Raw genomic sequence first — 23,556 nt, 5'->3', positions numbered from 1 at the left:
TTACCCCCCGTTGCCCGCCGCTGCCGCCGCGTTCGCCGCCGCGGGCAGGGCCGCGGCGATCTGCTCCAGGGCGGCGTCGTCGATCGCCGCCGAGACGAACCAGGCCTCGAACGCGCTCGGCGGCAGGTAGACCCCGTCGGCGAGCATCGAGTGGAAGAACGCCTTGAACGCCGGGACCTGCTGGGTCCGGGCGCTGTCGTAGTCGACCACGTCGGCGTCCGTGAAGAAGATCGAGAACATGCTGCCCGCGTACGACAGCCGGTGCGGGACCCCGGCGGCGGCCAACGCGTCGCCGGCGAGCTTGCCCAGCACGGCGGCCGTCTCGTCGAGCCTGCGGTAGACGGCGTCGTCGGCCAGCCGCAGCGTGGCCAGGCCGGCGGCGCAGGCGAGCGGGTTACCGGAGAGGGTGCCGGCCTGGTAGACCGGGCCGGCCGGGGCGAGCCGCGCCATGATCTCCGCGCGCCCGCCGAACGCCGCGGCCGGCAGGCCACCGCCCATGACCTTCCCGTACGTCCACAGGTCGGCGTCGGAGGGGTCGAGGCCGTGCCACCCGGAGCGGGAGACCCGGAACCCGGTCATCACCTCGTCGACGACCAGCAGTGCGCCGTGCGCGTGGGCGATCCGGGCGAGCTGGGAGTTGAACCCGTCGCGGGGGGCGACCACGCCCATGTTGCCGGCCGCCGCCTCGGTGATCACCGCGGCGATGTGCGGCCCCTCGGCGGCGAACGCCGCCTCGACGGCGGCGATGTCGTTGTACGGCAGCACGATGGTGTCGCCGGCCGCCGCGCCGGTCACGCCGGGCGAGTCGGGCAGGCCGAGGGTGGCCACGCCGGAGCCGGCGGCAGCGAGCAGGGCGTCGACGTGCCCGTGGTAGCAGCCGGCGAACTTGATGATCTTCGAGCGGCCGGTGAAGCCCCGGGCCAGCCGGATCGCCGACATGGTCGCCTCGGTGCCCGAGTTGACCAGCCGGACCTGCTCGACCGGGGTGCGGTCGACGATCTCGGCGGCCAGCTCGACCTCGCCGGGGGTCGGGGTGCCGAAGCTGGTGCCCCGGGCGGCGGCGGCCTGGACGGCCGCGACCACCTCCGGGTGGGCGTGCCCGAGGATCAGCGGCCCCCACGAGCAGACCAGGTCGACGTAGCGCCGGTCGTCCGCGTCGTACAGCCAGGGACCCTCCCCCCGGACCATGAAGCGCGGGGTGCCGCCGACGGCGTGGAACGCGCGCACGGGGGAGTTCACCCCGCCCGGCACGATGGCGCGGGCGCGGGCGAACAAGGCCTCGGAGGCCGGCGCGTCGGCTGGGTAGCGGCCGGATCCGGCGGAAAAGGTATCGGTCACGATGCCGCCATTGTGTCAGCGCCGGACGGCGAATCGGCAGCCACCCCTGGTCGGGGTTACCGGGCTCACGCGAAGTGGCTGGCCGGGCGAGCTGCGAGCGCCTCGACGGGCCGGAGGACCCGGTTCGCGCTAGGCTGATCGAGTGGATCGTGCCGAACTGTCCATCACGCTACACCGGACGGGCGATGAAGTGGTGCTTCGCCTCGCCGGTGAGATCGACATGCTCACGGCCACCCAACTCTCGACCGTCGTCAACGAGGTGCTCGCCGATCCGCCCCCACGGATCGTCCTCGATCTGGGCGGGGTCACGTTCTGCGACTCCCAGGGGCTGGGCACCCTGGTCGTGCTCAGCCGCAAGACCAGCCACGCGCAGAGCCTGCTCGTCCTGACCCGCGTCGGCGACTTCCTGCTCCGGGTCCTGGACATCACCGGCCTCCGCTCGGCCCTGATGATCCGCAACGGCGCCCCCACCGACTGACCGCGCCGCCCGCGCCCCACCGCCCGGACGGGCTGCGGGGCGCGGGCGCGCTCAGGCGGGAAGGTCGCGGCGGCGGAAGGTGAACAGGCCCGCCGTGGCCAGCGCGGCGGCCGTGCCGGTCAGGGCCAGCAGCGGGGTGGCGGACACCGGGCCGCCCAGGACCTGCGGGGTGTGGGTGAACGGGGACAGGTCCAGCAGCCACTGGCTCAGCTCCAGCACCGCGCCGAGCTGGCCGAGGAGCAGGCAGCCGGCGAGCGCCGCCCAGGCCGCGCCGACGCTGATCCGGGGCAGCAGGCCGAACAGCAGCACCGCCACGCCGACCAGCACCCAGACCGCCGGTACGTGAGCCAGCGCCGCCCCGGTCAGCCGGGGCACCTTGCCCGCCACGTCGGAGCTGCTGAGGCCGTAGGCGAGCCCGGTGACCGCGCCGGTCACCGCCAGCATCACCGCCGGGCCGAGCAGGGCGAAGGCCAGGTGGCCGAGCAGCCAGCGGGACCGGCTCACCCCGGTGGTGAGGACCGGCTCGGCGCGCTGGCCGGTCTCCTCGGTCCGCATCCGCAGCGCGGCCTGGATGCCGTAGCCGCCGGCGGCGAGCGCGGTGATGCTCAGGGTCGTCCCGAGGTACGCCTCGGCGATGGAGGCCGAGCCGCCGAGGCGCTCCATCAGCCGGGCGACGGTCTCGTTGCCGTCCACCGCGTCCCCGGCCGCCTGGGCGGCACCGCCGAGCACCGCGCCGAGGGCCGCCGCGCCGACCGTCCACCCGAGCAACGCGACCCGGTTCAGCCGCCAGACCAGCCCCCACGGGCCGGTGAGGGCGGGACCGGCTGCGGCCGGGCCGAGCCGCTGCGGCAGCACGCCGGCGTCGAGGTCCCGCCGCGCCGAGAGCCGGAACGCCACCGCGCCGACCAGCGCGGCCAGCCCGGCGAGCAGCGCGAGCGGCCACCAGCGCTCGCCGGCGTAGGGGTGGGTGCGCTGGGCCCAGCCCAGCGGGGAGAGCCAACTCAGCCACTCCGTCCCGCCCGCGTCCCCGGCGAGCCGGACCAGGAACGCCACCCCGAGCGCCGCGACGCCCAGCCCTCGGGCGCCGCCCGCGCTCTCGGTGAGCTGCGCGGCGAGGGCGCCCACGGTGGCGAAGAACGCCCCGGCGAGGGCGACCGAGAGCCCGAACGCCAGGGAGCCGGCCGCGGGCAGGCCGGCGGCGACCAGGCCGCCGGCCACGAGCAGCCCGAGCAGCAGGTCCGCCGCGTACGTGACGAGCAGCGCGGCGGTCAGCCCGGCGTACCGGCCGAGGACCGTGGCGCCGAGCAGCTCCCGCCGGCCCGCCTCCTCCTCGGTCCGGGTGTGCCGGATGACGACGAGCAGGCTGATCAGGCCCACGATCAGGTGCAGCAGCCCGGCCCGCTGGGCGGCGAGCGCGCCGACGCTGTCGCCGTACACCGGGCCGAGCAGGGCCATGACCGACGGGTTGCCGGCGGTGGCGACCGCGTACTCGGCGCGCTGGGCGGCGGTCGGGTACAGCTCGGCGTACGTCCCGGCGTAGCTGGCCGGCAGGACCGCGATCAGCAGCACCCAGATCGGCAGCAGCACCCGGTCCCGGCGCAGGATCAGCCGGACCAGGTGCCGGGCGCCGGTCACCGGGCCACCCCGGCGGGTGCGCCGGCGGCACCGGCCGACTCGTAGTGCCGCAGGAACAGCTCCTCCAGCGTGGGCGGCCGGCTGACCAGGCCCCGTACGCCGATCTCGGTGAGCCGGCGCAGCGCGGCGTCGAGCGCCGGGGTGTCCACGTCGAAGCGGACCCGGTCGCCGTCGACCCGCAGGTCGTGCACGCCGGCCAGCTCGGCCAGCCCGTGCGGCGGCCCGGCCAGCTCGGCGTCGACGGAGGTGCGCTGGAGGTGGCGCAGCTCGGTGAGGGTGCCGGTCTCCACGGCGCGGCCGTTGCGGATGATCGTCACCCGGTCGCAGAGCGCCTCGACCTCGCCGAGGATGTGGCTGGAGAGCAGGATGGTGCGGCCGTCGGCGCGGGCCCGGCCCACCCAGTGCTGGAAGACCTCCTCCATCAGCGGGTCGAGGCCGGAGGTGGGCTCGTCGAGGATCAGCAGCTCGGCGTCGGAGGCGAGGGCGGCGACCAGGCCGACCTTCTGCCGGTTGCCCTTCGAGTACGCCCGGCCCTTCTTGCGCGGGTCCAGCTCGAAGGCGGCGAGCAGTTCGTCGCGGCGGGCGCGGTCGATGCCGCCGCGCATCCGACCGAGCAGGTCGATCACCTCACCGCCGGTGAGGTTGGGCCAGAGGGTCACGTCGCCCGGCACATACGCCAGGCGACGGTGCAGGGCGACGGCGTCCCGCCACGGGTCACCGCCGAGCAGGCGGGCGGCCCCCGTGTCCGCCCGCAGCAGGCCGAGCAGCACCCGGATGGCGGTGGACTTGCCGGCGCCGTTGGGCCCCAGGAAGCCGTGCACCTCACCGGCGCGGACGGTCAGGTCCAGCCCATCGAGCGCCCGGGTCCGGCCGAAGGTCTTCACCAGGCCGGTCACCGTTATCGCAGTTTCCATGAATCAGAAGCTACAGTCATTTCACGATGTTGTGAAGACTGTGGAGGCTGGGGCACGATCAGATACCCGACCTACGCCGAGGAGAGCCGGATGAGCATTGCCGACCCACCCCGCCGCAACGACGAGGCGGTCCACCTCTTCGTCGAGCGGATGGCCATGGCCTTCGCGGAGGTCGGTTTCCCCCGGATGGCCGCCAGGGTGCTGTTCACGGTGATGAGCGCGGACGAGGAGCTGACCGCCGCCGAGATCGGCGAGCGGCTCGATGTCAGCGCGGCGGCGATCTCCGGTGCGGTCCGCTACCTGACCCAGTTCGGGATGCTGATCCGCGAGCCGGTGAAGGGCTCCCGCCGGGACCGCTACCGGCTGCCGGAAAACCCCTGGTACGAGGGGACGATCACGAAGACCGGCCTCTACAAGAGCTTCATCGACATCGCGGACGGCGGGGTCAACGCCCTCGTCGGCCGGAGCACCCCGGCCGGCGAGCGGGTCGCCGAGATGCGCGACTTCTTCGTCTTCATCCAGGGGGAGATCGACTCACTCGGCGAACGCTGGCGGGCCCGCCGCGCCGCCACGGGCCACGACGGTTCGCCCCCCGCCTAGGTCAGCGGGTGTTGCCCCAGCGGGCCTGTTCCAGCAGGTCGACGGCCCGGGTTCGGGCCTCCGGGTCGTTCGCCCGGAGCAGGGCGGTGGCCTCGTCGACGGCGTCGGTGAGCGTGCGCCACTGCGTCTCGCGCTCCCGGACCAGGTCCGACTGGGCGGCGAGCTGTCGGGTCTTGACCCACAGCTCGACGAAGACCGACACCTTGGCCCGCAGCACCCACGGGTCGAAGGGCTTGGTCAGGTAGTCGACCGCACCGACCGCGTACCCGCGCAGGGCGAGCTGGGCGTCCTTGTCGGCCGCGGTGAGGAAGATGATCGGCACGTGCCGGGTGCGTTCCCGCCGCTTGATGTGGCTGGCGGTCTCGAAGCCGTCCATGTCGGGCATCTGCGCGTCCAGCAGGATCACCGCGAAGTCGTCCACCAGCAACTGCTTGAGCGCCGCCTCGCCGCTCTCCACAGCAACCGACTGCACCGGCAGCCCCTGGAGAATCGCCTCCAGGGCCATCAGATTCTCCCGTCGGTCGTCGACCAACAGCGCCTTGGCCGTCTGGCTCACATTCTCTCCTCGCCTCGACTGCCGCCCACCCAGGACGCCATCAGCTCGATCAGGTCGTCCAGGTCAACCGGTTTGGTGATGTAGTCGCTGCCGCCCGCCGCGAGCGCGGACTCGCGGTCGCCCGGCATCGCCTTCGCGGTGAGGAAGACAATAGGCAGGTCGGCGAAGCGGTGGTTACGGCGGATCTGCCGGGTGGTCTCGTAGCCGTCCTGGTCAGGCATCATCGCGTCCATCAGCACGATGTCCACCTCCGGATGCTCGGCCAGCCGACGGACGCCGTCCGCCCCGTTGTCCGAGTACAACACGGTCATACCGTGCAACTCCAATGCGCTGGTCAGCGCGAAGACGTTCCGCACGTCGTCGTCGATGATCAGCACGGTGACGCCCTCCAGCCGGCGGGTGGCCGGCGTCTCAGCCACCCCCGACAGCTCCGGCGGAGACATCAGCAGCAGCGACGCCGGCAGGCCCGCGCGGGCCGGCGACGGTGGCGCCGGCGCGACCACCGCGTCCGGGGCCAGCACGTCCGGTACGTACAAGGTGAAGGTGGAGCCCTCCCCGGGCGCCGAGGCCACGATGATCGAGCCGCCGAGCAGGCGGGCCAGGTCCCGGCTGATCGACAGCCCCAGCCCGGTGCCGCCGTACCGCCGGCTGGTCGTCCCGTCCGCCTGCTGGAACGCCTCGAAGATCAGCGACAGCTTGTCGTCCGAGATGCCGATGCCGGTGTCGATCACCGTGAAGGCGATCACCTGCCGGGCGTTGGTCAGCGCCGGCACGTCGAAGACGACGTTCTCGGACGCCGGGGCGATCCGCAGCGTCACCGTGCCGCTGTCGGTGAACTTCACGGCGTTGGAGAGCAGGTTGCGCAGGATCTGCTGCAACCGCCCGGCATCGGTGACCAGTGCCGGGGACAGCTCCTCGGCCACCTGGACCTGGAAGCCGAGGCCCTTGTCCTCCGCCTGCGGGGCGAACGCCTGCTCCACGAACCCGCGGATCTCGTCGAACCGGACCTCGGTCGGCTCGACGTCCATCCGGCCCGCCTCGATCTTGGACAGGTCGAGGATGTCGTCGATCAGCCGCAGCAGGTCCGAGCCGGAGCCGTGAATGGTCCGGGCGAACTCGATCTGCTTCGGGGTGAGGTTCTGCTCCGAGTTCTCCACCAGCAGCCGGGCCAGCAGCAGCAGCGAGTTCAGCGGCGTGCGCAGCTCGTGGCTCATGTTGGCCAGGAACTCCGACTTGTACGCCGAGGCCCGGGTGAGCTGCTGGGCCTTGTCCTCCAGGCCGAGCCGGGCCAGCTCGATCTCCCGGTTCTGGGTCTCGATGTTGGCCTTCTGCTCGGACAGCAGCTGGGCCTTGTCCTCCAGCTCGGCGTTGGTGCGCTGCAACTCGGCCGACTGTTCCTGGAGCTCGTGGGCCAGCCGCTGAGACTGGGCCAGCAGCTCCTCGGTGCGCCGGTTGGCCTGGATCGTGTTGACCGCGACGCCGATGGTCAGCACCAGCCGCTCCAGGAACGCCAGGTGCAGTTCGGAGAAGGCGGCCACGCTGGCGAACTCGATCACACCGAGCAGCTCACCCTCGAACAGCACGGGCAGCACCACCAGGTCCGCCGGCGGGGTGTCCGCCAGCCCCGAGCGCAGGGTGAGCCGGCCGTCCGGGGAGGCGCTCACCCGGATCGTCCGGCGGGACAGCGCGGCCTGCCCGACCAGTCCCTCGCCGGGGCCGAACGTGACGTCGTGCCCCCGGGCCACGTAGCCGTACGAGGCGGTCAGCCGCAGCCGCATGCTGCCGTCGGAGGTGTCCACCAGGAAGAATGCGCCGAGCTGCGCGTCGACCAGCGGGGTCACCTCCATCATGATCATCCGGCAGACCTCGCCGAGGTCCCGCTGTCCCTGGAGCAGGCCGCCGATGCGGGCCAGGTTGGAGTCCAGCCAGCCCTGCTCGGCGTTCTTCTTCGTCGTCTCCCGGAGGGTGACGATCATCTGGTTGATGTTGTCCTTCAGCTCGGCGACCTCGCCCTGGGCCTCGACCGCGATCCGCTGGGTCAGGTCGCCCCGGGTCACCGAGGTCGACACCTGGGCGATGGCCCGGAGCTGGGTGGTGAGCGTGGAGGCGAGCTGGTTGACGTTCTCCGTGAGGTCCCGCCAGGTGCCGGAGACGCCCTTCACCTGCGCCTGGCCGCCCAGCTTGCCCTCGATGCCGACCTCACGGGCCACCCGGGTCACCTCGTCGGCGAACGACGACAGCTGGTCCACCATCGTGTTGACCGTGTTCTTCAGCTCCAGGATCTCGCCCTGCGCGTCCACGGTGATCTTCTGGCCCAGGTCGCCCTTCGCCACGGCCGTGGTCACCGACGCGATGTTACGCACCTGCGACGTCAGGTTCGACGCCATCGAATTCACGTTGTCCGTCAGGTCCCGCCAGGTGCCCGACACGCCCTTCACCTGCGCCTGGCCGCCCAGCTTGCCCTCCGTGCCCACCTCACGGGCCACCCGGGTCACCTCGTCCGCGAACGACGACAGCTGATCCACCATCGTGTTCACCGTCGACTTCAGCTCCAGGATCTCGCCCCGGGCGTCCACGGTGATCTTCTGCGACAGGTCACCCTTCGCCACCGCCGTGGACACCTGGGCGATGTTGCGCACCTGGGCCGTCAGGTTCGACGCCATCGAGTTCACGTTGTCCGTCAGGTCCCGCCAGGTGCCGGCGACGCCGCGCACCTGGGCCTGGCCGCCCAGCTTGCCCTCCGTGCCCACCTCACGGGCCACCCGGGTCACCTCGTCCGCGAACGACGACAGCTGATCCACCATCGTGTTCACCGTCGACTTCAGCTCCAGGATCTCGCCCCGGGCGTCCACGGTGATCTTCTGCGACAGGTCACCCTTCGCCACCGCCGTGGTCACCGACGCGATGTTACGCACCTGCGACGTCAGGTTCGACGCCATCGAGTTCACGTTGTCCGTCAGGTCCCGCCACGTACCCGACACGCCCTTCACCTGCGCCTGGCCGCCCAGCTTGCCCTCCGTGCCCACCTCACGGGCCACCCGGGTCACCTCGTCCGCGAACGACGACAGCTGGTCCACCATCGTGTTGACCGTGTTCTTCAGCTCCAGGATCTCGCCCTGCGCGTCCACGGTGATCTTCTGGCTCAGGTCACCCTTGGCGACGGCCGTGGAGACCTGGGAGATGTTGCGGACCTGGCTGGTCAGGTTGCCGGCGAGCTGGTTGACGTTCTCCGTGAGGTCCCGCCAGGTGCCGGAGACCCCGCGCACCTGGGCCTGGCCGCCAAGCTTGCCCTCGATGCCGACCTCGCGGGCCACCCGGGTCACCTCGTCGGCGAACGACGAGAGCTGGTCCACCATCGTGTTGACGGTGTCCTTCAGCTCCAGGATCTCGCCCTGCGCGGCGACGGTGATCTTCTGCGACAGGTCGCCCCGGGCGACGGCCGTGGACACCTGGGCGATGTTGCGCACCTGGGCCGTCAGGTTCGACGCCATCGAGTTGACGCTGTCGGTGAGGTCCTTCCAGGTGCCCGCGACGTTCGGCACCTCCGCCTGGCCGCCGAGCTTGCCCTCGGTGCCCACCTCCCGGGCCACCCGGGTCACCTGCTCGGCGAAGAGTCGCAGCGTGTCGGTGAGCGAGTTCATGGTGTCGGCCAGCTCGGCGACCTCGCCGCGCGCCCCGACCGTGATCTTCTGCGACAGGTCGCCCTTGGCCACCGCCGTCGCCATCTGGGAGATCGACCGCACCTGGCCGGTCAGGTTCGACGCCATGGTGTTCACCGAGTCGGTGAGGTCCTTCCAGGTGCCGGCCACCCCGCGCACGTCGGCCTGGCCGCCGAGCTTGCCCTCGGTGCCCACCTCCCGGGCCACCCGGGTCACCTCGTTGGAGAAGGACGAGAGCTGGTCGACCATCGTGTTGACCGTGCGGCCGATCCGCAGGTACTCGCCGCGCAGCGGCCGGCCGTCGATCTCCAGCGCCATGTGCTGGGAGAGGTCGCCGTCGGCCACGGCCACGATCACCCGGGCGATCTCGGTGGTCGGGCGGCCGAGGTCGTCGATCAGCGAGTTGACCGCGCGCTGCCCCTCCGCCCAGGAGCCCTCCAGCCCCTCCTCGTCGAGACGCTCGGTGAGCCGGCCGTCCCGGCCGACGATCCGGCTGATCCGGCGCAGGTCCAGGTGCTGCCGCTCCTGGAGGGCCACCACGTCGTTGAACGCGTCCGCCACCTCGCCGGCCGCGCCCGCCCGCCGGGGCAGGCGGACCTTCAGGTCGCCGCCGCGCATCCGGCGCAGCGCTTCCGCCAGCTCGCTGAGCAGGGCCGCCTGGTCCGGCGCGGACGGGTCCGCGGCTACCGAGTGTTTCGCCGTGGTCATCATTCCTCGCTCAGTTCGGGGCCGCCGGGGCCTGCCGACACACCGGCCATCCCATCATTGTGCCCGGCCGAGCGTCGATGCCGCGCCGCGCCGCCCGCCGGACCGCCCGCGCGTCGAAGCAGCTCACGGCTCGGGGAACCTGGCTGGCCGAGCCGACGGCCGCCGGAGCCCGCGCCGCCCGGGCGATCCCCCGGGCGGGCGACGGTCCTCGACGCGGCATCCGGGTCGGATTGGCTTACGGCCGGGCCGCGGTGGAGGATATGGAGGTGTCAGCGGAGGCGGGACCGACGACCTCAGGCGGTCCGGACGAGCGCATCCGCCGGGTACGGCTGCCCGCCGACCGGCGGACGCCGGCCGCCGCGCGCGCCCTGGTCCGGTCCGTGCTGGCCGCCGCGAGCCTCGACGACCTGCTCAACGAGGCCCTGCTGCTGACCACCGAGCTGACCACGAACGCCGTCGAACACGCCCGCACAGAACTGGACATCGAGGTCGTCGCCGACGACATCGGGCTGACCGTCACCGTCTCCGACTTCGCCGTGGGCTCGGTCGACGAGCTCACCGTGGGCGTCCGCAACGACAGCTCCGAGATCAACGAGGTCTCCGAGCGGGGCCGTGGGCTGCTGCTGGTCGACCACTTCGCCAGCCGGTGGGGCACCACGTACCTGCCCACGGGCAAGGGGGTGTGGTTCCGGCTCGACCGGCGCGACGCGGCCGGGCAGCCGGTCGCCGGCGGCCCGCCACCCGCCGGCGGGTGGGGCCATGCGACCGCCCGCTCCGGCGGCGGACCGGCCACCGAGCACCCGGGGCCGAGCGCCGGGGCGATGAGCGAGCTGATGCAGACCGCTCCCGACCAGTACGCCGAGGACCCGCTGCCCGAGTTCGCCACCGAACTGCTCACCCGGCTGGCCGAGATGGTCGGCGCGGCCGGCGGCGTGGTCCGGCTGGACCGGGGCGACGGGCAGGGCATGCAGATGCTGGCCCGCTACGGCCGCGCCCCCCGCGCCGGCAACGAGCTGCTCCAGGTGCCGCTGGCGGTGCACCGGCCGTACGCCGGGGAGCTGGAGCTGGACGCCGCCCCCTCGACGTACGCCCGGCCGCTGGCGGTGCTGACCGCCGAGCGGCTCTCGCTGCACCTGGAGAACGACCGGCTGCGCCGGGCCAACGTCCGCCGGCAGGCCTGGCTGACGTTCCTGGCCGAGGCGAGCGAGCTGCTGGCCCAGTCCCTGGACGTCGAGCTGACCATGGCACTGATCCCGCAGCTCGTGGTCCCCCGCCTCGGCCAGTGGTGCGCGGTGCACACCGCCGACGAGTGGGGGCAGCTGCGGCTCGCGGCGGCCACCCACGCCGACGAGTCGGTGCTGCCGCAGCTGCACAAGGTGCTCCGGGAGGCGGGGACGGACTCGGTGCAGGCCCGGCTGCGCGAGGCGTCCAGGACCGGGTCGCAGGTGCCGCTCGGCGGGCCGATGGAGGGCTTCGCCGTCCCGCTGGTGGCGCGTGGCCAGCGGCTGGGCACCCTCGCGGTCGGCCGGCACCAGCGCCACCGGCACGACCCGGACGAGGTCGCCGTGCTGGAGGACGTGGCCCGACGGGCCGCGCTGGCCATCGAGAACGCCCGCATCCACGCCGAGCGGCGCAGGGTGGCCCAAACTCTGCAACAGTCGCTGCTGCCGCCGGTCCTGCCGGTCGTCGAGGGCATCGGCTTCGCCGCCGAGTACGTGCCGACCGGCGACGACGCGGAGGTCGGCGGCGACTTCTACGACGTGCTCCCGCTGCCCGACGGGCGCTGGCTGGTGGTGGTCGGCGACGTGTCCGGCAAGGGGGTCGAGGCGGCTGCGGTCACCGGGCTGGTCCGAGACGTCATCCGGGTGCTGGTCGGCGACGGCAAGCCGCTGCCGGAGGTCCTGGGCCGGCTCAACGAGACGCTGGTCGAGCGGGGCGGCGGGCGCTACTGCACGCTGGCGCTGGCGGCGGTCGGGCCGGGCAGCGGCGACCGGCTGGACGTGGCCCTGCACCTGGCCGGGCACGACCGGCCGGTGCTGCTGCGGGCCGGCGACGGGGCCGCCTTCGTCGGGGCCGGCGGCACCGCGCTCGGCCTGCTCGACGCGATCAGCTCGCCGACGGCACAGGTCACGCTCGCCCCCGGCGACTCGCTGATCTTCTACACCGACGGGGTGACCGAGCGCAGGCGGGGCCGGGAACTGTTCGGCACCGATCGGCTGCGGGAGTCCGCCGCGCCACTGGCCGGGTACTCGGCCGACGTGGTGGCCGCCCGGCTGCGCTCGACCGCGATCGGGTTCTCGGTCGAGGCCCCCCGCGACGACATCGCCATCCTGGTGCTGCGCAACGACCGGCTCTGAGCCCAGAGCGGAGCGCCCCGGCAGGAAGAACGTCCGACCCGGTTGCCTGCAGCTGCCCCGCAGGCGGCTGTCGACCCAGCACGGCCAGAGCGATTGCGAAGTCGGGCGGGGGCGCTGCGATCAGGATGTCTGGGGGGGCTGAGGGCTCCTGGCGTGGGCGCCGCTCCACGGCGGGTATGCCTCCCGGCGCCTATGGAGCTGAGTCGGATACGACATCAGCCACGCCCGCCGCGCTCGGCGACCGCAAGCGACGACCCGACGGCGGTGGGTGACGCGACGGCGGTGGCCCGACCGGCGGTGATGACGTAAACGACTCAGCTCCATAGGCACCGCCCCACGACATCGACCACCGCGCCCACAGCTCCGCCCCGGGCCACGGTCCCCGGGCCGACCAGGGACCGCACCCGCGGCAACGCAATGACCCTGCCAGCACGGCGGCATAGCGATTTCCGGCGAAGGAACACTGCGCTTCGGCGATGACAAAACGGCGACGAAACCCGGAATCCATATTCGGACTCACACGCCTGCACCATCGCCGAAACTCGCGAACGTGACCCGCTATCAACCGAACTCCTTCGCGAAGTTTAATCCACCGATCACAATGCCAGGAACGGAGGTCCAAGACCTATCATCTAACTTCTTACTCGCCGGCTGACGACGATGAAGTGAGGCAGCAGGACGGCCTCTGGACCTGACCGTGTCGCGCATACCCACCACCGGAAGCGACTTGTGATGAGGGTCACATTTTGACATCGAGTGGCCGAGTGAACGCCGGACGCTCCGCACGGACGTCCGATTCAGGCGCTTGATCCCATTCGTCCCTCACCATCCGAGACGCCTTTTGCCTTTCCTTCGATGTCCACGTACACGCGCGGGCGTGTCGCGCCTGCGCGCGGGAGCGCGTCGATGGATATATGTACGTGCACGCGGGCGCGTCCGCTGAAATGCGCGCACGCGGCGCGTATGCGAATACCGCACGAACGGCGAACGCGGAAGGCCTATTCAAATCTCGACCATCGGGCGATGCGTTGAACCCGGCGGCCGACTTGACCAACTCCCAGCGACCGGTTGCAATTGACGGCAACAAGGCCAGAGAAGCAAATTGAGAGGGATTCCCCTTTCTCCGATGAAGCAAACGGCGGTAGCTACCCGGCGCTTGCTGCAACTTCGGCCAACTGGACGTGTCACCGCAGGCAGGAGGAGCCTTTGTCGACCGCAACAACCAACGAGGAGCCGGACAACAGGAGGCAGGAAGCCCACCGGGTCGTCTTGGCCTATCTGAGGACGGCAGCGACGGTCCTCGGTGCCGTAGCAGCCGTCCTGGCGACGCTCACCCCCCTGGTGGCGCTACTGGTCGACTGAGGACGTCCCGGGGCCCGGACACGGCCGGGCCCCGGGCCTCACCGCGCCGGCAGCCGACCACCGGGCGCCCCTCCTGGCAGTCGGGCCGACGCGCAGGAGGGGCAACGCATCTGCTCCGCCGGTGCTAGGTTCCCCCCATGTCGACGACGGCGGCCACCGGCGCGCGAGCCCCGTCCTCGGTCCGGCTGCTGACCACGATTCACCTGGCCTTCGCGGGCGCATTCCTGCTGGTGACCGTCCTCTACCTCGGACGGATAGCCGCAACTGGGGCCGGTCCCGCTGACATGCTCACCGGCCACTACGACCCGAAGGATCTGATCCCCTTCGGACCGTCTGGGGTGAACCCGTTCACCTGGCTTTACGCTTTGGTCGCGCTGCTCTACCTGGTCGGCTTCCTGGTCAGCCCAGCGCTGGCCATGGTCTCGTTGCCGCTGCTCGCCCGGACCTGGCATGAGCTGTCCCGCCCGGCCAGGGCCCTGCTGCTGGCGGGAATCGTCAGCGCGGTTGCCCTACCCCTGCTACGTCTCCTCCCCGCCGTCGGCGACATGCACAGGTGGTGGCTGGACTGAGCGCCTCCGCGTGACCGGATCGGCTGTCATGTCCCCTGGCGCGGAGGATGCAGCCGTCACAGGCCGCCGGGGAGGCGGCCGGGGGCCAGGCGCTGGTGCGGGTCGAGGTATTCCTTCGCCGCCCGCAGCCGGGGCAGCGAGGCCAGCTCGCCCCAGAGGTCGACCGCCTGGCGCACCGGCGGCGGCGCCGCGACCACGACGCACCGGCCGCGCCGGGCAAGCAGGACCCGGCGCACGCCGGTGACGATCGACGCCACCCGCTCGGCGGGCAGGGAGCCGGGCAGGGCCGCGTGCACCACGCCCTGCCCGGCGGAGCCCCGGATCGGGACCGGGCCGCCGGCCGCATCGCGCAGCGCGTAGACGGCCGCGTAGAGGTCGGTGGTCGGCACCTCGATGCGTAGCGCGGTCTCGCCGGGGCCGAACGGATAGCTCCGCCACCACGGCGGCGCCGAGTGGTCGACGGTGGCCTCGTCGCCCAGCAGGGCGAGCAGGCTGTCCACCCGTTCGGAGACGTCGGCGGGACCACCCTCGAGCAGCACCGCCAGGGTGCCCGCCCCGGCCAAGCGCGCCGTGCGGCGGAACATCGAGGGGTGCCGGGCGCGGGCAGCCGCCGCCGGGTCGTCGGGGTGCGGAGCCGGGCGCACCCGGTTCGCCCGGGCCGGCAGGTCCAGCTCGACGGCCGCCGGGTCGAGCCGGGCGGCGAGCACCGCCCGGACCAGGTCGGGCAGGTCCAGCGGGCTCCCCACCGGGCGGGTGACCCAGACCTGGCTGGCCGGCACCGGCTGCACCCGCAGGGTGGCCGAGACCAACACCCCGAGGCCGCCCTGCGAGCCGCAGAGCAGCCGGGCCAGCTCCAGGCCGGGTGCGCCGCCGCCCGCGCTCGTCAGCTCGCCGTCGGCGTCCAGGTAGCGCACTCCGACCAGCTGGTCGGAGGGGCCGCCGTGGCGGTGCCGCAGCGGGCCGGACTCGTCGGCGGCCAGCACCCCGCCGACCGTCGCCCCGGGCGAGGGCGCGTCGAGGGCGAGGCGCTGCCCGGTGCGTTCCAGGGCCGCCTGGGCCGCGCGCAGCGGGGTGCCCGCGCCGATCTCGGCCACCTGGGCGCCCGCCGGCTGGTGGCCGATGCCGGCCAGCCGGCCGGTGTCGAGCATGATGTCGACCTGCTCCGGGGCGGCACCCCAGTCGATCTTCGTGCCGGCGCCCCGGGGCACCACCGTCAGGTCGTGGGCGGCGGCCAGCCGGAGCACCTCGGCCGCGGCGGACGGATCGCCGGGCACCGCCACCCACCGGGCCGGCCGCCCGGCGACCTCGTCGGCCGCCCCGGCGAAGCGGGCGAAGTCCGGGCCGCAGATCTCGGTGAGTCGACGAGTGATGCCCATTGCCCCGGACCGGCCGGTCGACCGCGCTACTGCCGCCATGGCGGTTATCGTACAGGTGTTCGAAGGAAGTGGCGGGGTGCCGCGCGGCGTCGGGCCGCCGGCCCCCGCGAAGGATCCGGTCGCAGGGGGAACACCTCGCCGGGCCGCCGCAGCGCCCCGACGGCAACCCTGCCGGCCGGTAACCTGACCGGCGTGACCACCGAGATCCCGCCCGTCGCCAAGCAGGTTCCCACCGAGCGCACCCACCACGGCGACACGGTCGTCGACGAGTACGCCTGGCTGGCCGCCAAGGACGACCCGGAGATGATCGCCCACCTGAGGGCGGAGAACGCGTACACCGAGGCGCGCACCGCGCACCTGGAGGAGCTGCGCGGAACCCTGTTCGAGGAGACCCGGCGCCGCACCCAGGAGACCGACCTGTCGGTGCCGACCCGCAAGGGCGGCTACTGGTACTACACCCGCACGGTCGAGGGCCAGCAGTACGGCGTGCACTGCCGCCGGGCCGTCCGCGACGGCGAGACCGAGCCCCCGGTGAGCGCCGACGGCGCCCCGCTCGACGGCGAGGAGGTGCTGCTCGACGGCAACCTGCTGGCCGAGGGGCACGACTTCTTCTCGCTCGGCGCGTTCGACGTCAGCCCCGACGGCCGGTGGCTGGCGTACTCGACGGACTTCTCGGGCGACGAGCGGTTCACCCTGCGGGTGAAGGACCTCAGCACCGCCGAGGTGCTGCCCGACGAGGTGCCCGACACCTCCTACGGCATCGCCTGGTCGGCGGACGCCTCGGTGCTGTTCTACGTCACCGTGGACGACGCCTGGCGGCCCAACCGGGTCTGGCGACACCTGATCGGGAGCCCGGCCGCCGAGGATGTCGTGGTCCACCAGGAGGACGACGAGCGCTTCTGGGTGGGCGTCGAGCTGACCCGGTCGGAGAAGTTCATCCTGATCGACAGCCACAGCAAGATCACCAGCGAGGTGCGGGTGATCCCGGCCGGCAATCCCACCGGCGAGCCGGCCCTTGTCGCTCCCCGCCGGCAGGGCGTCGAGTACAGCGTCGAGCACCACGGGCACCGCTTCCTGATCCTGCACAACCACGACGCCGAGGACTTCGCGCTGGCGTTCACCTCGGCGGACGCGCCGGGCGACTGGGTGCCACTGATCCCGCACACCCCCGGCACCCGGCTGGAGTCGGTGGACGCCTTCGCCGACCACCTGGTCGTCTCGTTGCGCAGCAACGGGCTGACCGGGCTGCGGGTGCTGCCGGTCGGCGGCGGCGACGGCCACGACATCGACTTCCCGGAGCCGATCTACAGCGTCGGGCTGGACAGCAACCCGGAGTACCGCACCCGGCAGGTCCGGCTGCGCTACGCCTCGCTGGTCAGCCCCGACTCCGTGTACGACTACGACCTGGTCACCCGGGTGCTGGTGCTGCGCCGGCGCAAGCCGGTCCGGCCCGGTCCGGACGGCCGGGAGTACGACCCCGCCGACTACGAGCAGCACCGGGACTGGGCGCTCGCCGACGACGGCACCCGGGTGCCGATCTCGCTGGTCTGCCGGGCCGGCACCCCGCGCGACGGCTCCGCCCCCTGCGTGATCTACGGGTACGGCTCGTACGAGGCGAGCATGGACCCGTGGTTCTCCATCGCCCGGCTCTCCCTGCTGGACCGGGGCGTCATCTTCGCGGTCGCCCACATCCGGGGCGGCGGCGAGCTGGGCCGCCGCTGGTACGACGAGGGCAAGCTGCTGGCCAAGAAGAACACGTTCACCGACTTCGTCGCGTGCGCCCGGCACCTGGCCGGCTCGGGCTGGACGTCGACGGACCGGCTGGTGGCCCGGGGCGCCTCGGCCGGCGGCCTGCTGATGGGCGCGGTGGCCAACCTGGCCCCGGAGGCGTTCACCGGCATCGTCGCGCAGGTGCCCTTCGTGGACGCGCTCACCTCGATCCTCGACCCGTCGCTGCCGCTGACCGTCACCGAGTGGGAGGAGTGGGGCAACCCCCTCGAAGACCCCGAGGTGTACGCGTACATGAAGTCGTACACCCCGTACGAGAACGTGGCGGCGGTGGACTACCCGGCCATCCTCGCGGTGACCAGCCTCAACGACACCCGGGTGCTCTACCACGAGCCGGCGAAGTGGATCGCCCGGCTGCGGGCGGTCGCCCCCCGGGGTGACTACCTGCTCAAGACCGAGATGGGCGCCGGCCACGGCGGCCCCAGCGGCCGGTACGACTCCTGGCGCGAGGAGGCGTTCATCAACGCCTGGATCCTCGACCGCCTGAAGGCGTAGGGAGCGGCCGGGGTCAGGGGGTGGTGGCCAGGGTGGCGAGGACGGCCGGGTCCACGTTGCCGCCGGTCACCACCGCGACGGTACGGCCCGACGGCAGCTCGGCGGCTCGGAACAGCCGGGCGGCCGTCGCCACCGCCCCGCTCGGCTCGACCACCAGCCGGGCGTCCCTGATCAACCGGCCCGCCGCCGCCCGGATCTCCTCCTCGGTCACGGTGACGATGCCGTCGAGGCGGTCCCGCAGGTGGGCGAGGGTCAGCTCGGACAGGTTGGTGCGCAGCCCGTCCGCGCAGGTGCGGTAGGTCAGCTCGACGGCCCAGGGCACCACCCGCCCGGCGGCGAGCGACTCCCGGGCGTCGGCGGCGAGTTCCGGCTCGACGCCGATCACGGCGGTCGACGGGCGCAGCGCCCGCAGCGCCGTGGCGACCCCGGAGGCGAGGCCGCCACCGCCGACCGGCACCAGCACCACGTCCACGTCGGGCAGGTCGTCGACGATCTCCGTGCCGACGGTGCCCTGGCCGGCGATGATCCGCCGGTCGTCGAAGGGCGGCACCAGCACCGCCCCGGACTCGGCGACGATCCGCTGTGCCTCGGCCAGCCGCTGCGCCGGCGGGACGAGCAGCACCGTCGCCCCGAACGCCCGCATCCGGGCGATCTTCACCTCCGGGGCGCCCTCCGGCACCACCACCGTGCACGGCACGCCGGCCGCCCGGGCCGCGTACGCGAGGGCCTGCCCGTGGTTGCCGGACGAGTGGGTGACCACGCCCCGGTCCCGTCGGGCCGGGTCGAGCCGGGCGACCGCGTGGGTGGCCCCGCGCAGCTTGAACGAGCCGACCGGTTGCAGGCTCTCCGGCTTCAGCCACAGCCCGTCGTCCCACGGTGCGCGCAGCAGCGGCGTACGGAGGACGGTCGGGGCGATGTCGGCGGCGGCGGCCCGGATGTCGTCGAGCGTCACGAGGTCCATCCCGCCATCCTGCCCGCTGGGTCTACGACGAGCAGGCCGCCTCCTACCGCTATTCACCGAGCGAATAGCGGAGTCAACCTCGCCCGGCCGCCTCCACCGGTCCGGCGGCGGAGCCGGCGGCTGGCCAGAGCTACCGGCGCTGCCGGGTCAGCGCGGCGACCAGCCGGGGTGGCGGCCCATCCGGGCCAGGGCGAGGTCGAGCGGGGAGGCGTCCGGCGGGGCGTCGACCGGTGCGCCGAAGGCCCCCATCCGCTGGCCTGTGTCGCCCATCCGGTCCATGAAGGCGTGCATGACGGCGGTCGCGGCCGGCGCGGCGTCGAACGGCTGGCCGGTGGCCCGGGCCAGGTCCCAGGCGTGCACGGTGAGGTCGATCAGCCCCATCTCCCCGACGGTCTCCGGGGGCAGCCCCATCCCGGGCGAAACGCCCTCCAGCGCGGCCGGGTCCGCCCACGCCCCGATCAGCCGCTCGGTCTCGGCCGCGAACCGGTCCTGCCAGCCGTCCGTCAAATAGTCGGTCTTGTCCCAGTTCGCCGGCCGCTTGGCGGCCAACTCCTGGAAGTTGACCACCACCTGGTACAGGTGGTTCACAAGGTCCCGGACGGAGTAGACCGCGCACGGGGTCGGCAGGTCGAGCTGGTCCTCACGGATCGCCCGGACCACCGCGACGGCGCGCGGCGCGGCTTCGGACAGCAGTTCACTAGTCTTCGTGGCCATAGGAGCAGCGTATGAGGGTGGTCTTGAAGAAATGCGACAGCAGCCACGCGGAGACAGCCGGGGCATCCTCGACCCGCGCCGGCTGCTGCGCGACGTCCGCTTCCGCCGCCGGCTGCCCGCCGCCGCACTGCGCCCGTACGTCGAGCTCTACTGGCTGATCGACTGGGAGCTGGCGGAGCCGTTCGAGCAGCAGGTGCTCCCGCACCCGGCGGTCAACGTGGTGTTCCAGCGCGGCGGCGACGGCCGGGAGACCGCCGAGGTGGCCGGCGTCGGGCGGGAGCTGTTCCGGATCACCCTGACCGGCACCGGCGGGGTCAGCGGGGTGCAGTTCCGGCCGGGCGGGTTCCGGCCGTTCTGGCGGCGGCCGGTCGCCGAGCTGACCGGCGGGCGCCGCCCGCTCGCCGCCGGCGTCGTCGCGGGCCGGCGACCCTGCGCCGGTACGGACGACGAACGTTGCACCGCCCTGGACGACCTCCTGCTCGCCTGGGACCCGCGCCCCGACCCGTCGACGGCGGAGGCGATGGCGCTGGCCGAGGAGATCCGCGTCGACCGGGGTGTCCTGCGGGTCGACGACCTGGCCCGGCGGCACGGAACCACCACCCGGAGGCTGCAACGGCTCTTCCTCGACCAGGTGGGCGTCGGCCCGAAGTGGGTGATCCGGCGGTACCGCGTCCAGGAGGCGATCGAGCAGGCCGCCGGTGGGCCGGTGGACTGGGCGGCCCTCGCCGCCGACCTCGGCTACGCCGACCAGGCCCACCTGGTCCGCGAGTTCACCGCCGCTATCGGGATCTCCCCGACCGCGTACGCCCGGTCGCTCAGCCGGCCGGCGTCAGTCCGGTGAGGAAGGCCCGCCAGGCGGCCGGGGAATAGGCCAGCACCGGGCCGGAGCGGTGTGGTCTGGGTCCGTACGAGCGCACACGATCACGCTGGACCGGGGAACAAGGTCGTGCTCGATCAGGGAAGGTGTGGCCTCCCACCCGCAACGAGGCCACACCTTCCGGGATCGAGCACGATCTTGCACGCCTGGCCGATCAACGACGGTTCCCGGGAGGCCGCCCGGCCCCGGAACGCTCCGGAACTGGTAGATCTCCGCTCACACGCCCTAAACGCGGGGCCGTTGCCGGGGCGGAGACGTCGACGGGGTGCTCGCCTACGGGCGGCGGCGGAGGGCGACCACGGCGACGTCGTCGTTGATCTCGATGGGCGCCAGCTCGACCAGCAGCCGCTGGCAGAACGCGTCCAGGTCGGCGTCCACCACCTCGGCGCTGCTGGCCAGAGCGGCCAGCCCCTCGTCGATCGTGGTGTCCCGCCGCTCGATCAGCCCGTCGGTGTAGAGCACCAGCGTCGCCCCGGCCGGCAGCACGAACTCCAGATCATCGGGGCGCTTTGCGCGGACGCCGAGCAGCGGGGCCGAGTGCTGGACGTACTCCACCGTGCCGTTCAGGTTGATCAGCGCCGGCAGGTGGCCGGCGCTGGCCAGCCGGACCTGGCCGGAGTTCGGCTCCAGCAGCAGCAGGCAGATGGTGGCCAGCTCGTTGGGCAGCAGCGTCAGCATCAGCTCGTTGACCCGGTGCAGGATCGCGCCCGGCTGGTGACCCTCGACCGCGTACGCGCGCACGGCGTGCCGCAGCTCCGCCATCACCGTCGCGGCGTGCAGGGAGTGCCCGGCGACGTCGCCGATCGCCATCAGCAGGTGGCCGTCCAGCATCACCAGCTCGTAGAAGTCGCCGCCCACCTCGGTCTGCGCGCTGGCCGGCTCGTACCGGACGGCGAGGTCGAGCCCGGCGATCTCCGGGATCCGGCGGGGCAGCAGGCTGCGTTGCAGGGTGACCGCGATGCGGTGCTCCTCGTCGAAGGAGCGCTGCGCCTCAACCGCCGCCGCCACCGCCTGGGCTACCTGCACCAGCACGGGCGTCCCGGCGGTCTGGGTGCCCGTCGGCACCACCACGTAGAGCGGCGCCCGATCCTCGCGCAGCTTCGCCGCGGCCACGGTCACCCGGTCGCCGGCCGGCCAGCGGACCAGGCCCCAGTTGCCGGGGTCGTCCACCCGCACCGTGGAGCCGGTCGGCACCCCGGTGTCGTCCACGGCCCACGGCACGATCCGGGGCTCGTCCCCCGGGCCGGCGCAGACCCCGGCGATGCAGTCACCGTCGAAGGTCTCCGCCACCACCGCCGCCGGGCCCTTGAAGATCCGGGCGGAGCCAGCCGCCGCCGCCTTCAGCAGCCGGGGGAAGTTCGGCGCGGCGTGCACCGCCACGGTCGTCTCGGCCAGCCCGGTGAGCCGCTCGGCGAGCAGCTCGGCGCGCTGCCGGGCCCGGTAGTAGCGCAGCACCGCGTGGGCGGTGGCGACCAGTTCCTCCGGCTCGATCGGCTCGGCCAGGTAGGCGTCCGCGCCCCGGGTCAGGCCCTGGGCCCGGTCCGCCACGTCGACGGCGTGCGCCGACACGTGGATCACCGGCATCGCCGGATGGGCCTTCTTGATCCGTTCGCAGACGTCGAACCCCGTCAGGTCGGGCAGCCGGACGTCGAGCACGACCAGGTCGATCTGGTCCACCCCGACCCGGGCCAGCGCCTCCGCGCCGGTCTCCGCCTCCAGCGTCGCGAAGCCGGCCCGGCTGAGCCAGCTCACCAGCAGGTACCGCTTCGTGCGACTGTCGTCGACCACGAGCACGGTCACCGGAGCACCCTCCACAGTCACCCTCCGCCGATCGGCAGGGTGACGGTGAACGTGCTGCCCCGGCCCGGCTCGCTGGTCAACTCCAGGGTGCCGCCGAGCAGGCGCACCACCCGGCGGGCGTACGGCAGGCCGAGGCCGGTGCCGCCGATCCGCGTGCTCCCGGGCACCTGGTAGAACTCCTCGAAGATCCGCTCGTGCAGCTCCGGGGCGATGCCGGCGCCGGTGTCGACGACCGACAGCCGCCACCGCTCGTCGCGGACCTCCGCCCGCAGCCGGACCTCGCCCCGCTCGGTGAACTTCAGCCCGTTGTGCAGCAGGTTGCGCAGCACCTGGGCGAGCAGCACCTCGTCGGAGCGGACCATCCCCGGCGGGGGTGGATCCTCCACCACCAGCTCGACATCCGTCCTGGTGGACAGCGCGCGCAGGGTGCCGCGCAACTGGCCGAAGACCGCCCGCAGGTCCACCTCGGCCCAGTTCGGCTCCAACCGCCCGGACTCCGCCTTGGCCAGGTCGAGCAGCTCGTTGACCAGGGCGAGCAGGTCGGTGGCCGAGGACCGGATCAGCCCGACCTGCTGGGCCTGCTCCTCGGTCAGCGGGTCGGACGCGGAGTCGGCCAGCAGCCGGCTCAGCCCGATGACCGCGGTCACCGGGGCACGCAACTCGTGGCTGACGTTGGCCAGGAACCGGCTCTTCGACTCGCTGGCCGAGCGGAGCTGGACGGACTTCTCGTCCAGCTCGGCGTAGAGCGCGACCACACCCCGGTTGGTCTCCTCCAGCTCCTCTGTGAGCTGGTTGTACAGGGCCATCACGCCCTGGTTGGTCTCCTGGAGTTCCTCGTTGAGCACGGCCAGCTCGTCACGCTGGCTGCGCACCTCGTCCAGGGCAGCGATGAGCTGCTCGTTCTGCGAGGCGAGCTCGTCCAGGGCGCTACCGGGAGCGCTGCTGCCGAGCTCGGTGCGTAGCTCGGCGAGTCGCTCCGGGGTCAGCGCCTGGGAGCTCGCGGGGACACGTCGGGACATCCTCACGACCGTATCGCCCTCCCGGTCCACCACGCCCAACATGTCCACCAGTCGCGCCACCGCGCCGGAGTGCGGCTCGTACCGGCCGTCGGGCAGCGGGCGCACCGGGGCCAGGTCCACCCGCACCCGCGGTGGGCCCTGCTCGTCGAGGTCGACGGCGAAGGTGACGTCCGCACCGCCGACGACGCGCAGCAGGTCCCGGGCCACCTCGCTGAGGGCGGTGGCGAGCCGGATCTGGTCCTGGTGCTCCAGGCCGACCGCCGCGGCCACCTCCCGGCCGCGCTGCCGGACCACGAAGATGTCGTGTTCGACCCGCAGCGCCATCTGGAGCAGCGGCGAACCGGCGGTCG

The 23,556-nt window shown here is 72.9% G+C and carries 16 protein-coding genes; 6 read left to right on the top strand and 10 right to left on the bottom strand.

What is annotated here, in order from left to right:
* Positions 1-1,338, bottom strand: coding sequence for a glutamate-1-semialdehyde 2,1-aminomutase (gene hemL / locus OG617_RS15505; protein WP_405102435.1), 1,338 nt, complete (start codon positions 1,336-1,338; stop codon positions 1-3).
* Between the two features lie 142 nt (positions 1,339-1,480).
* On the opposite strand from hemL, the gene OG617_RS15500 reads away from it, so the two are divergent.
* Complete coding sequence (locus OG617_RS15500; RefSeq protein ID WP_405102433.1) at positions 1,481-1,816, top strand: STAS domain-containing protein; 336 nt, start codon at positions 1,481-1,483, stop codon at positions 1,814-1,816.
* A gap of 51 nt (positions 1,817-1,867) precedes the next feature.
* On the opposite strand, the gene OG617_RS15495 is transcribed toward OG617_RS15500, so the two are convergent.
* Both OG617_RS15495 and OG617_RS15490 read right to left on the bottom strand, forming a co-directional pair.
* A complete protein-coding gene (locus OG617_RS15495) occupies positions 1,868-3,451 on the bottom strand; it encodes an ABC transporter permease (RefSeq protein ID WP_405102431.1) in 1,584 nt (527 codons plus the stop codon).
* Positions 3,448-4,365 carry an ATP-binding cassette domain-containing protein gene (locus OG617_RS15490; protein ID WP_405102429.1) on the bottom strand — a complete coding sequence of 306 codons (918 nt, stop codon included), beginning with the start codon at positions 4,363-4,365 and terminating at the stop codon, positions 3,448-3,450. Before OG617_RS15490 ends, OG617_RS15495 begins: the two co-directional genes overlap by 4 nt.
* Positions 4,366-4,455: 90 nt before the next feature.
* Here OG617_RS15490 and OG617_RS15485 point away from each other — a divergent pair, with 90 nt between their 5' ends.
* Positions 4,456-4,965: a GbsR/MarR family transcriptional regulator gene (locus tag OG617_RS15485; protein WP_405102427.1), complete on the top strand. Its 510-nt coding sequence runs from the start codon at positions 4,456-4,458 to the stop codon at positions 4,963-4,965.
* 1 nt (position 4,966) lies between these two features.
* On the opposite strand, the gene OG617_RS15480 is transcribed toward OG617_RS15485, so the two are convergent.
* Positions 4,967-5,521, bottom strand: coding sequence for a two-component system response regulator (locus OG617_RS15480; RefSeq protein WP_405102425.1), 555 nt, complete (start codon positions 5,519-5,521; stop codon positions 4,967-4,969).
* Positions 5,518-9,891 (bottom strand): HAMP domain-containing protein, encoded by a 4,374-nt coding sequence (locus OG617_RS15475; RefSeq protein WP_405102423.1) that lies wholly within the window; start codon positions 9,889-9,891, stop codon positions 5,518-5,520. Before OG617_RS15475 ends, OG617_RS15480 begins: the two co-directional genes overlap by 4 nt.
* 263 nt (positions 9,892-10,154) lie before the next feature.
* Between OG617_RS15475 and OG617_RS15470 the strand changes: the two genes are divergently transcribed.
* Both OG617_RS15470 and OG617_RS15465 read left to right on the top strand, forming a co-directional pair.
* A complete protein-coding gene (locus OG617_RS15470; protein ID WP_405102421.1) occupies positions 10,155-12,245 on the top strand; it encodes a SpoIIE family protein phosphatase in 2,091 nt (696 codons plus the stop codon).
* A 1,499-nt stretch (positions 12,246-13,744) separates the two neighbouring features.
* Positions 13,745-14,176, top strand: a complete 432-nt coding sequence (locus tag OG617_RS15465; protein ID WP_405102419.1) for a hypothetical protein — start codon at positions 13,745-13,747, stop codon at positions 14,174-14,176.
* 56 nt (positions 14,177-14,232) lie between these two features.
* Here OG617_RS15465 and OG617_RS15460 read toward each other — a convergent pair whose 3' ends face one another.
* Positions 14,233-15,591, bottom strand: a complete 1,359-nt coding sequence (locus OG617_RS15460; RefSeq protein WP_405102417.1) for an FAD-binding oxidoreductase — start codon at positions 15,589-15,591, stop codon at positions 14,233-14,235.
* 153 nt (positions 15,592-15,744) lie between these two features.
* Here OG617_RS15460 and OG617_RS15455 point away from each other — a divergent pair, with 153 nt between their 5' ends.
* Positions 15,745-17,835 (top strand): S9 family peptidase, encoded by a 2,091-nt coding sequence (locus OG617_RS15455; protein ID WP_405102415.1) that lies wholly within the window; start codon positions 15,745-15,747, stop codon positions 17,833-17,835.
* Positions 17,836-17,848: 13 nt separating this feature from the next.
* On the opposite strand, the gene OG617_RS15450 is transcribed toward OG617_RS15455, so the two are convergent.
* Entirely contained in the window at positions 17,849-18,796 is a 948-nt protein-coding gene (locus tag OG617_RS15450) for a threonine/serine dehydratase (protein WP_405102413.1), read from the bottom strand.
* A gap of 147 nt (positions 18,797-18,943) precedes the next feature.
* Positions 18,944-19,510, bottom strand: coding sequence for a TIGR03086 family metal-binding protein (locus tag OG617_RS15445; RefSeq protein WP_405102411.1), 567 nt, complete (start codon positions 19,508-19,510; stop codon positions 18,944-18,946).
* 31 nt (positions 19,511-19,541) lie between these two features.
* Between OG617_RS15445 and OG617_RS15440 the strand changes: the two genes are divergently transcribed.
* On the top strand, positions 19,542-20,351 hold the full coding sequence (locus OG617_RS15440; RefSeq protein WP_405102409.1) for a DUF6597 domain-containing transcriptional factor: 810 nt from the start codon (positions 19,542-19,544) through the stop codon (positions 20,349-20,351).
* A 309-nt stretch (positions 20,352-20,660) separates the two neighbouring features.
* Here OG617_RS15440 and OG617_RS15435 read toward each other — a convergent pair whose 3' ends face one another.
* Both OG617_RS15435 and OG617_RS15430 read right to left on the bottom strand, forming a co-directional pair.
* The gene (locus tag OG617_RS15435; RefSeq protein ID WP_405102407.1) at positions 20,661-22,202 is read right to left on the bottom strand and encodes a SpoIIE family protein phosphatase; all 1,542 of its coding nucleotides are present in this window, start codon (positions 22,200-22,202) and stop codon (positions 20,661-20,663) included.
* 2 nt (positions 22,203-22,204) lie between these two features.
* Positions 22,205-23,530 (bottom strand): sensor histidine kinase, encoded by a 1,326-nt coding sequence (locus OG617_RS15430; RefSeq protein WP_405103732.1) that lies wholly within the window; start codon positions 23,528-23,530, stop codon positions 22,205-22,207.
* Between the last annotated feature and the right edge of the window lie 26 nt (positions 23,531-23,556).

It is taken from the genome of Micromonospora sp. NBC_01412 (assembly GCF_045040215.1).
Classification (GTDB): Bacteria; Actinomycetota; Actinomycetes; order Mycobacteriales; family Micromonosporaceae; genus Micromonospora; species Micromonospora rubida.
The sequence above is the reverse complement of the archived record's forward strand: the minus strand, read 5'-3'. Positions and strand labels throughout refer to the sequence as shown.

Excerpts from the sequence above, each read along its gene's own strand:
- OG617_RS15490 (WP_405102429.1), bottom strand. The coding sequence starts at position 4,365 with ATGGAAACTGCGATAACGGTGACCGGCCTGGTGAAGACCTTCGGCCGG.
- OG617_RS15485 (WP_405102427.1), top strand. The coding sequence starts at position 4,456 with ATGAGCATTGCCGACCCACCCCGCCGCAACGACGAGGCGGTCCACCTC.
- OG617_RS15475 (WP_405102423.1), bottom strand. The coding sequence starts at position 9,891 with ATGATGACCACGGCGAAACACTCGGTAGCCGCGGACCCGTCCGCGCCG.
- OG617_RS15465 (WP_405102419.1), top strand. The coding sequence starts at position 13,745 with ATGTCGACGACGGCGGCCACCGGCGCGCGAGCCCCGTCCTCGGTCCGG.
- OG617_RS15460 (WP_405102417.1), bottom strand. The coding sequence starts at position 15,591 with ATGGCGGCAGTAGCGCGGTCGACCGGCCGGTCCGGGGCAATGGGCATC.
- OG617_RS15450 (WP_405102413.1), bottom strand. The coding sequence starts at position 18,796 with ATGGACCTCGTGACGCTCGACGACATCCGGGCCGCCGCCGCCGACATC.
- OG617_RS15445 (WP_405102411.1), bottom strand. The coding sequence starts at position 19,510 with ATGGCCACGAAGACTAGTGAACTGCTGTCCGAAGCCGCGCCGCGCGCC.
- OG617_RS15440 (WP_405102409.1), top strand. The coding sequence starts at position 19,542 with ATGCGACAGCAGCCACGCGGAGACAGCCGGGGCATCCTCGACCCGCGC.
- OG617_RS15430 (WP_405103732.1), bottom strand. The coding sequence starts at position 23,530 with ATGGCGCTGCGGGTCGAACACGACATCTTCGTGGTCCGGCAGCGCGGC.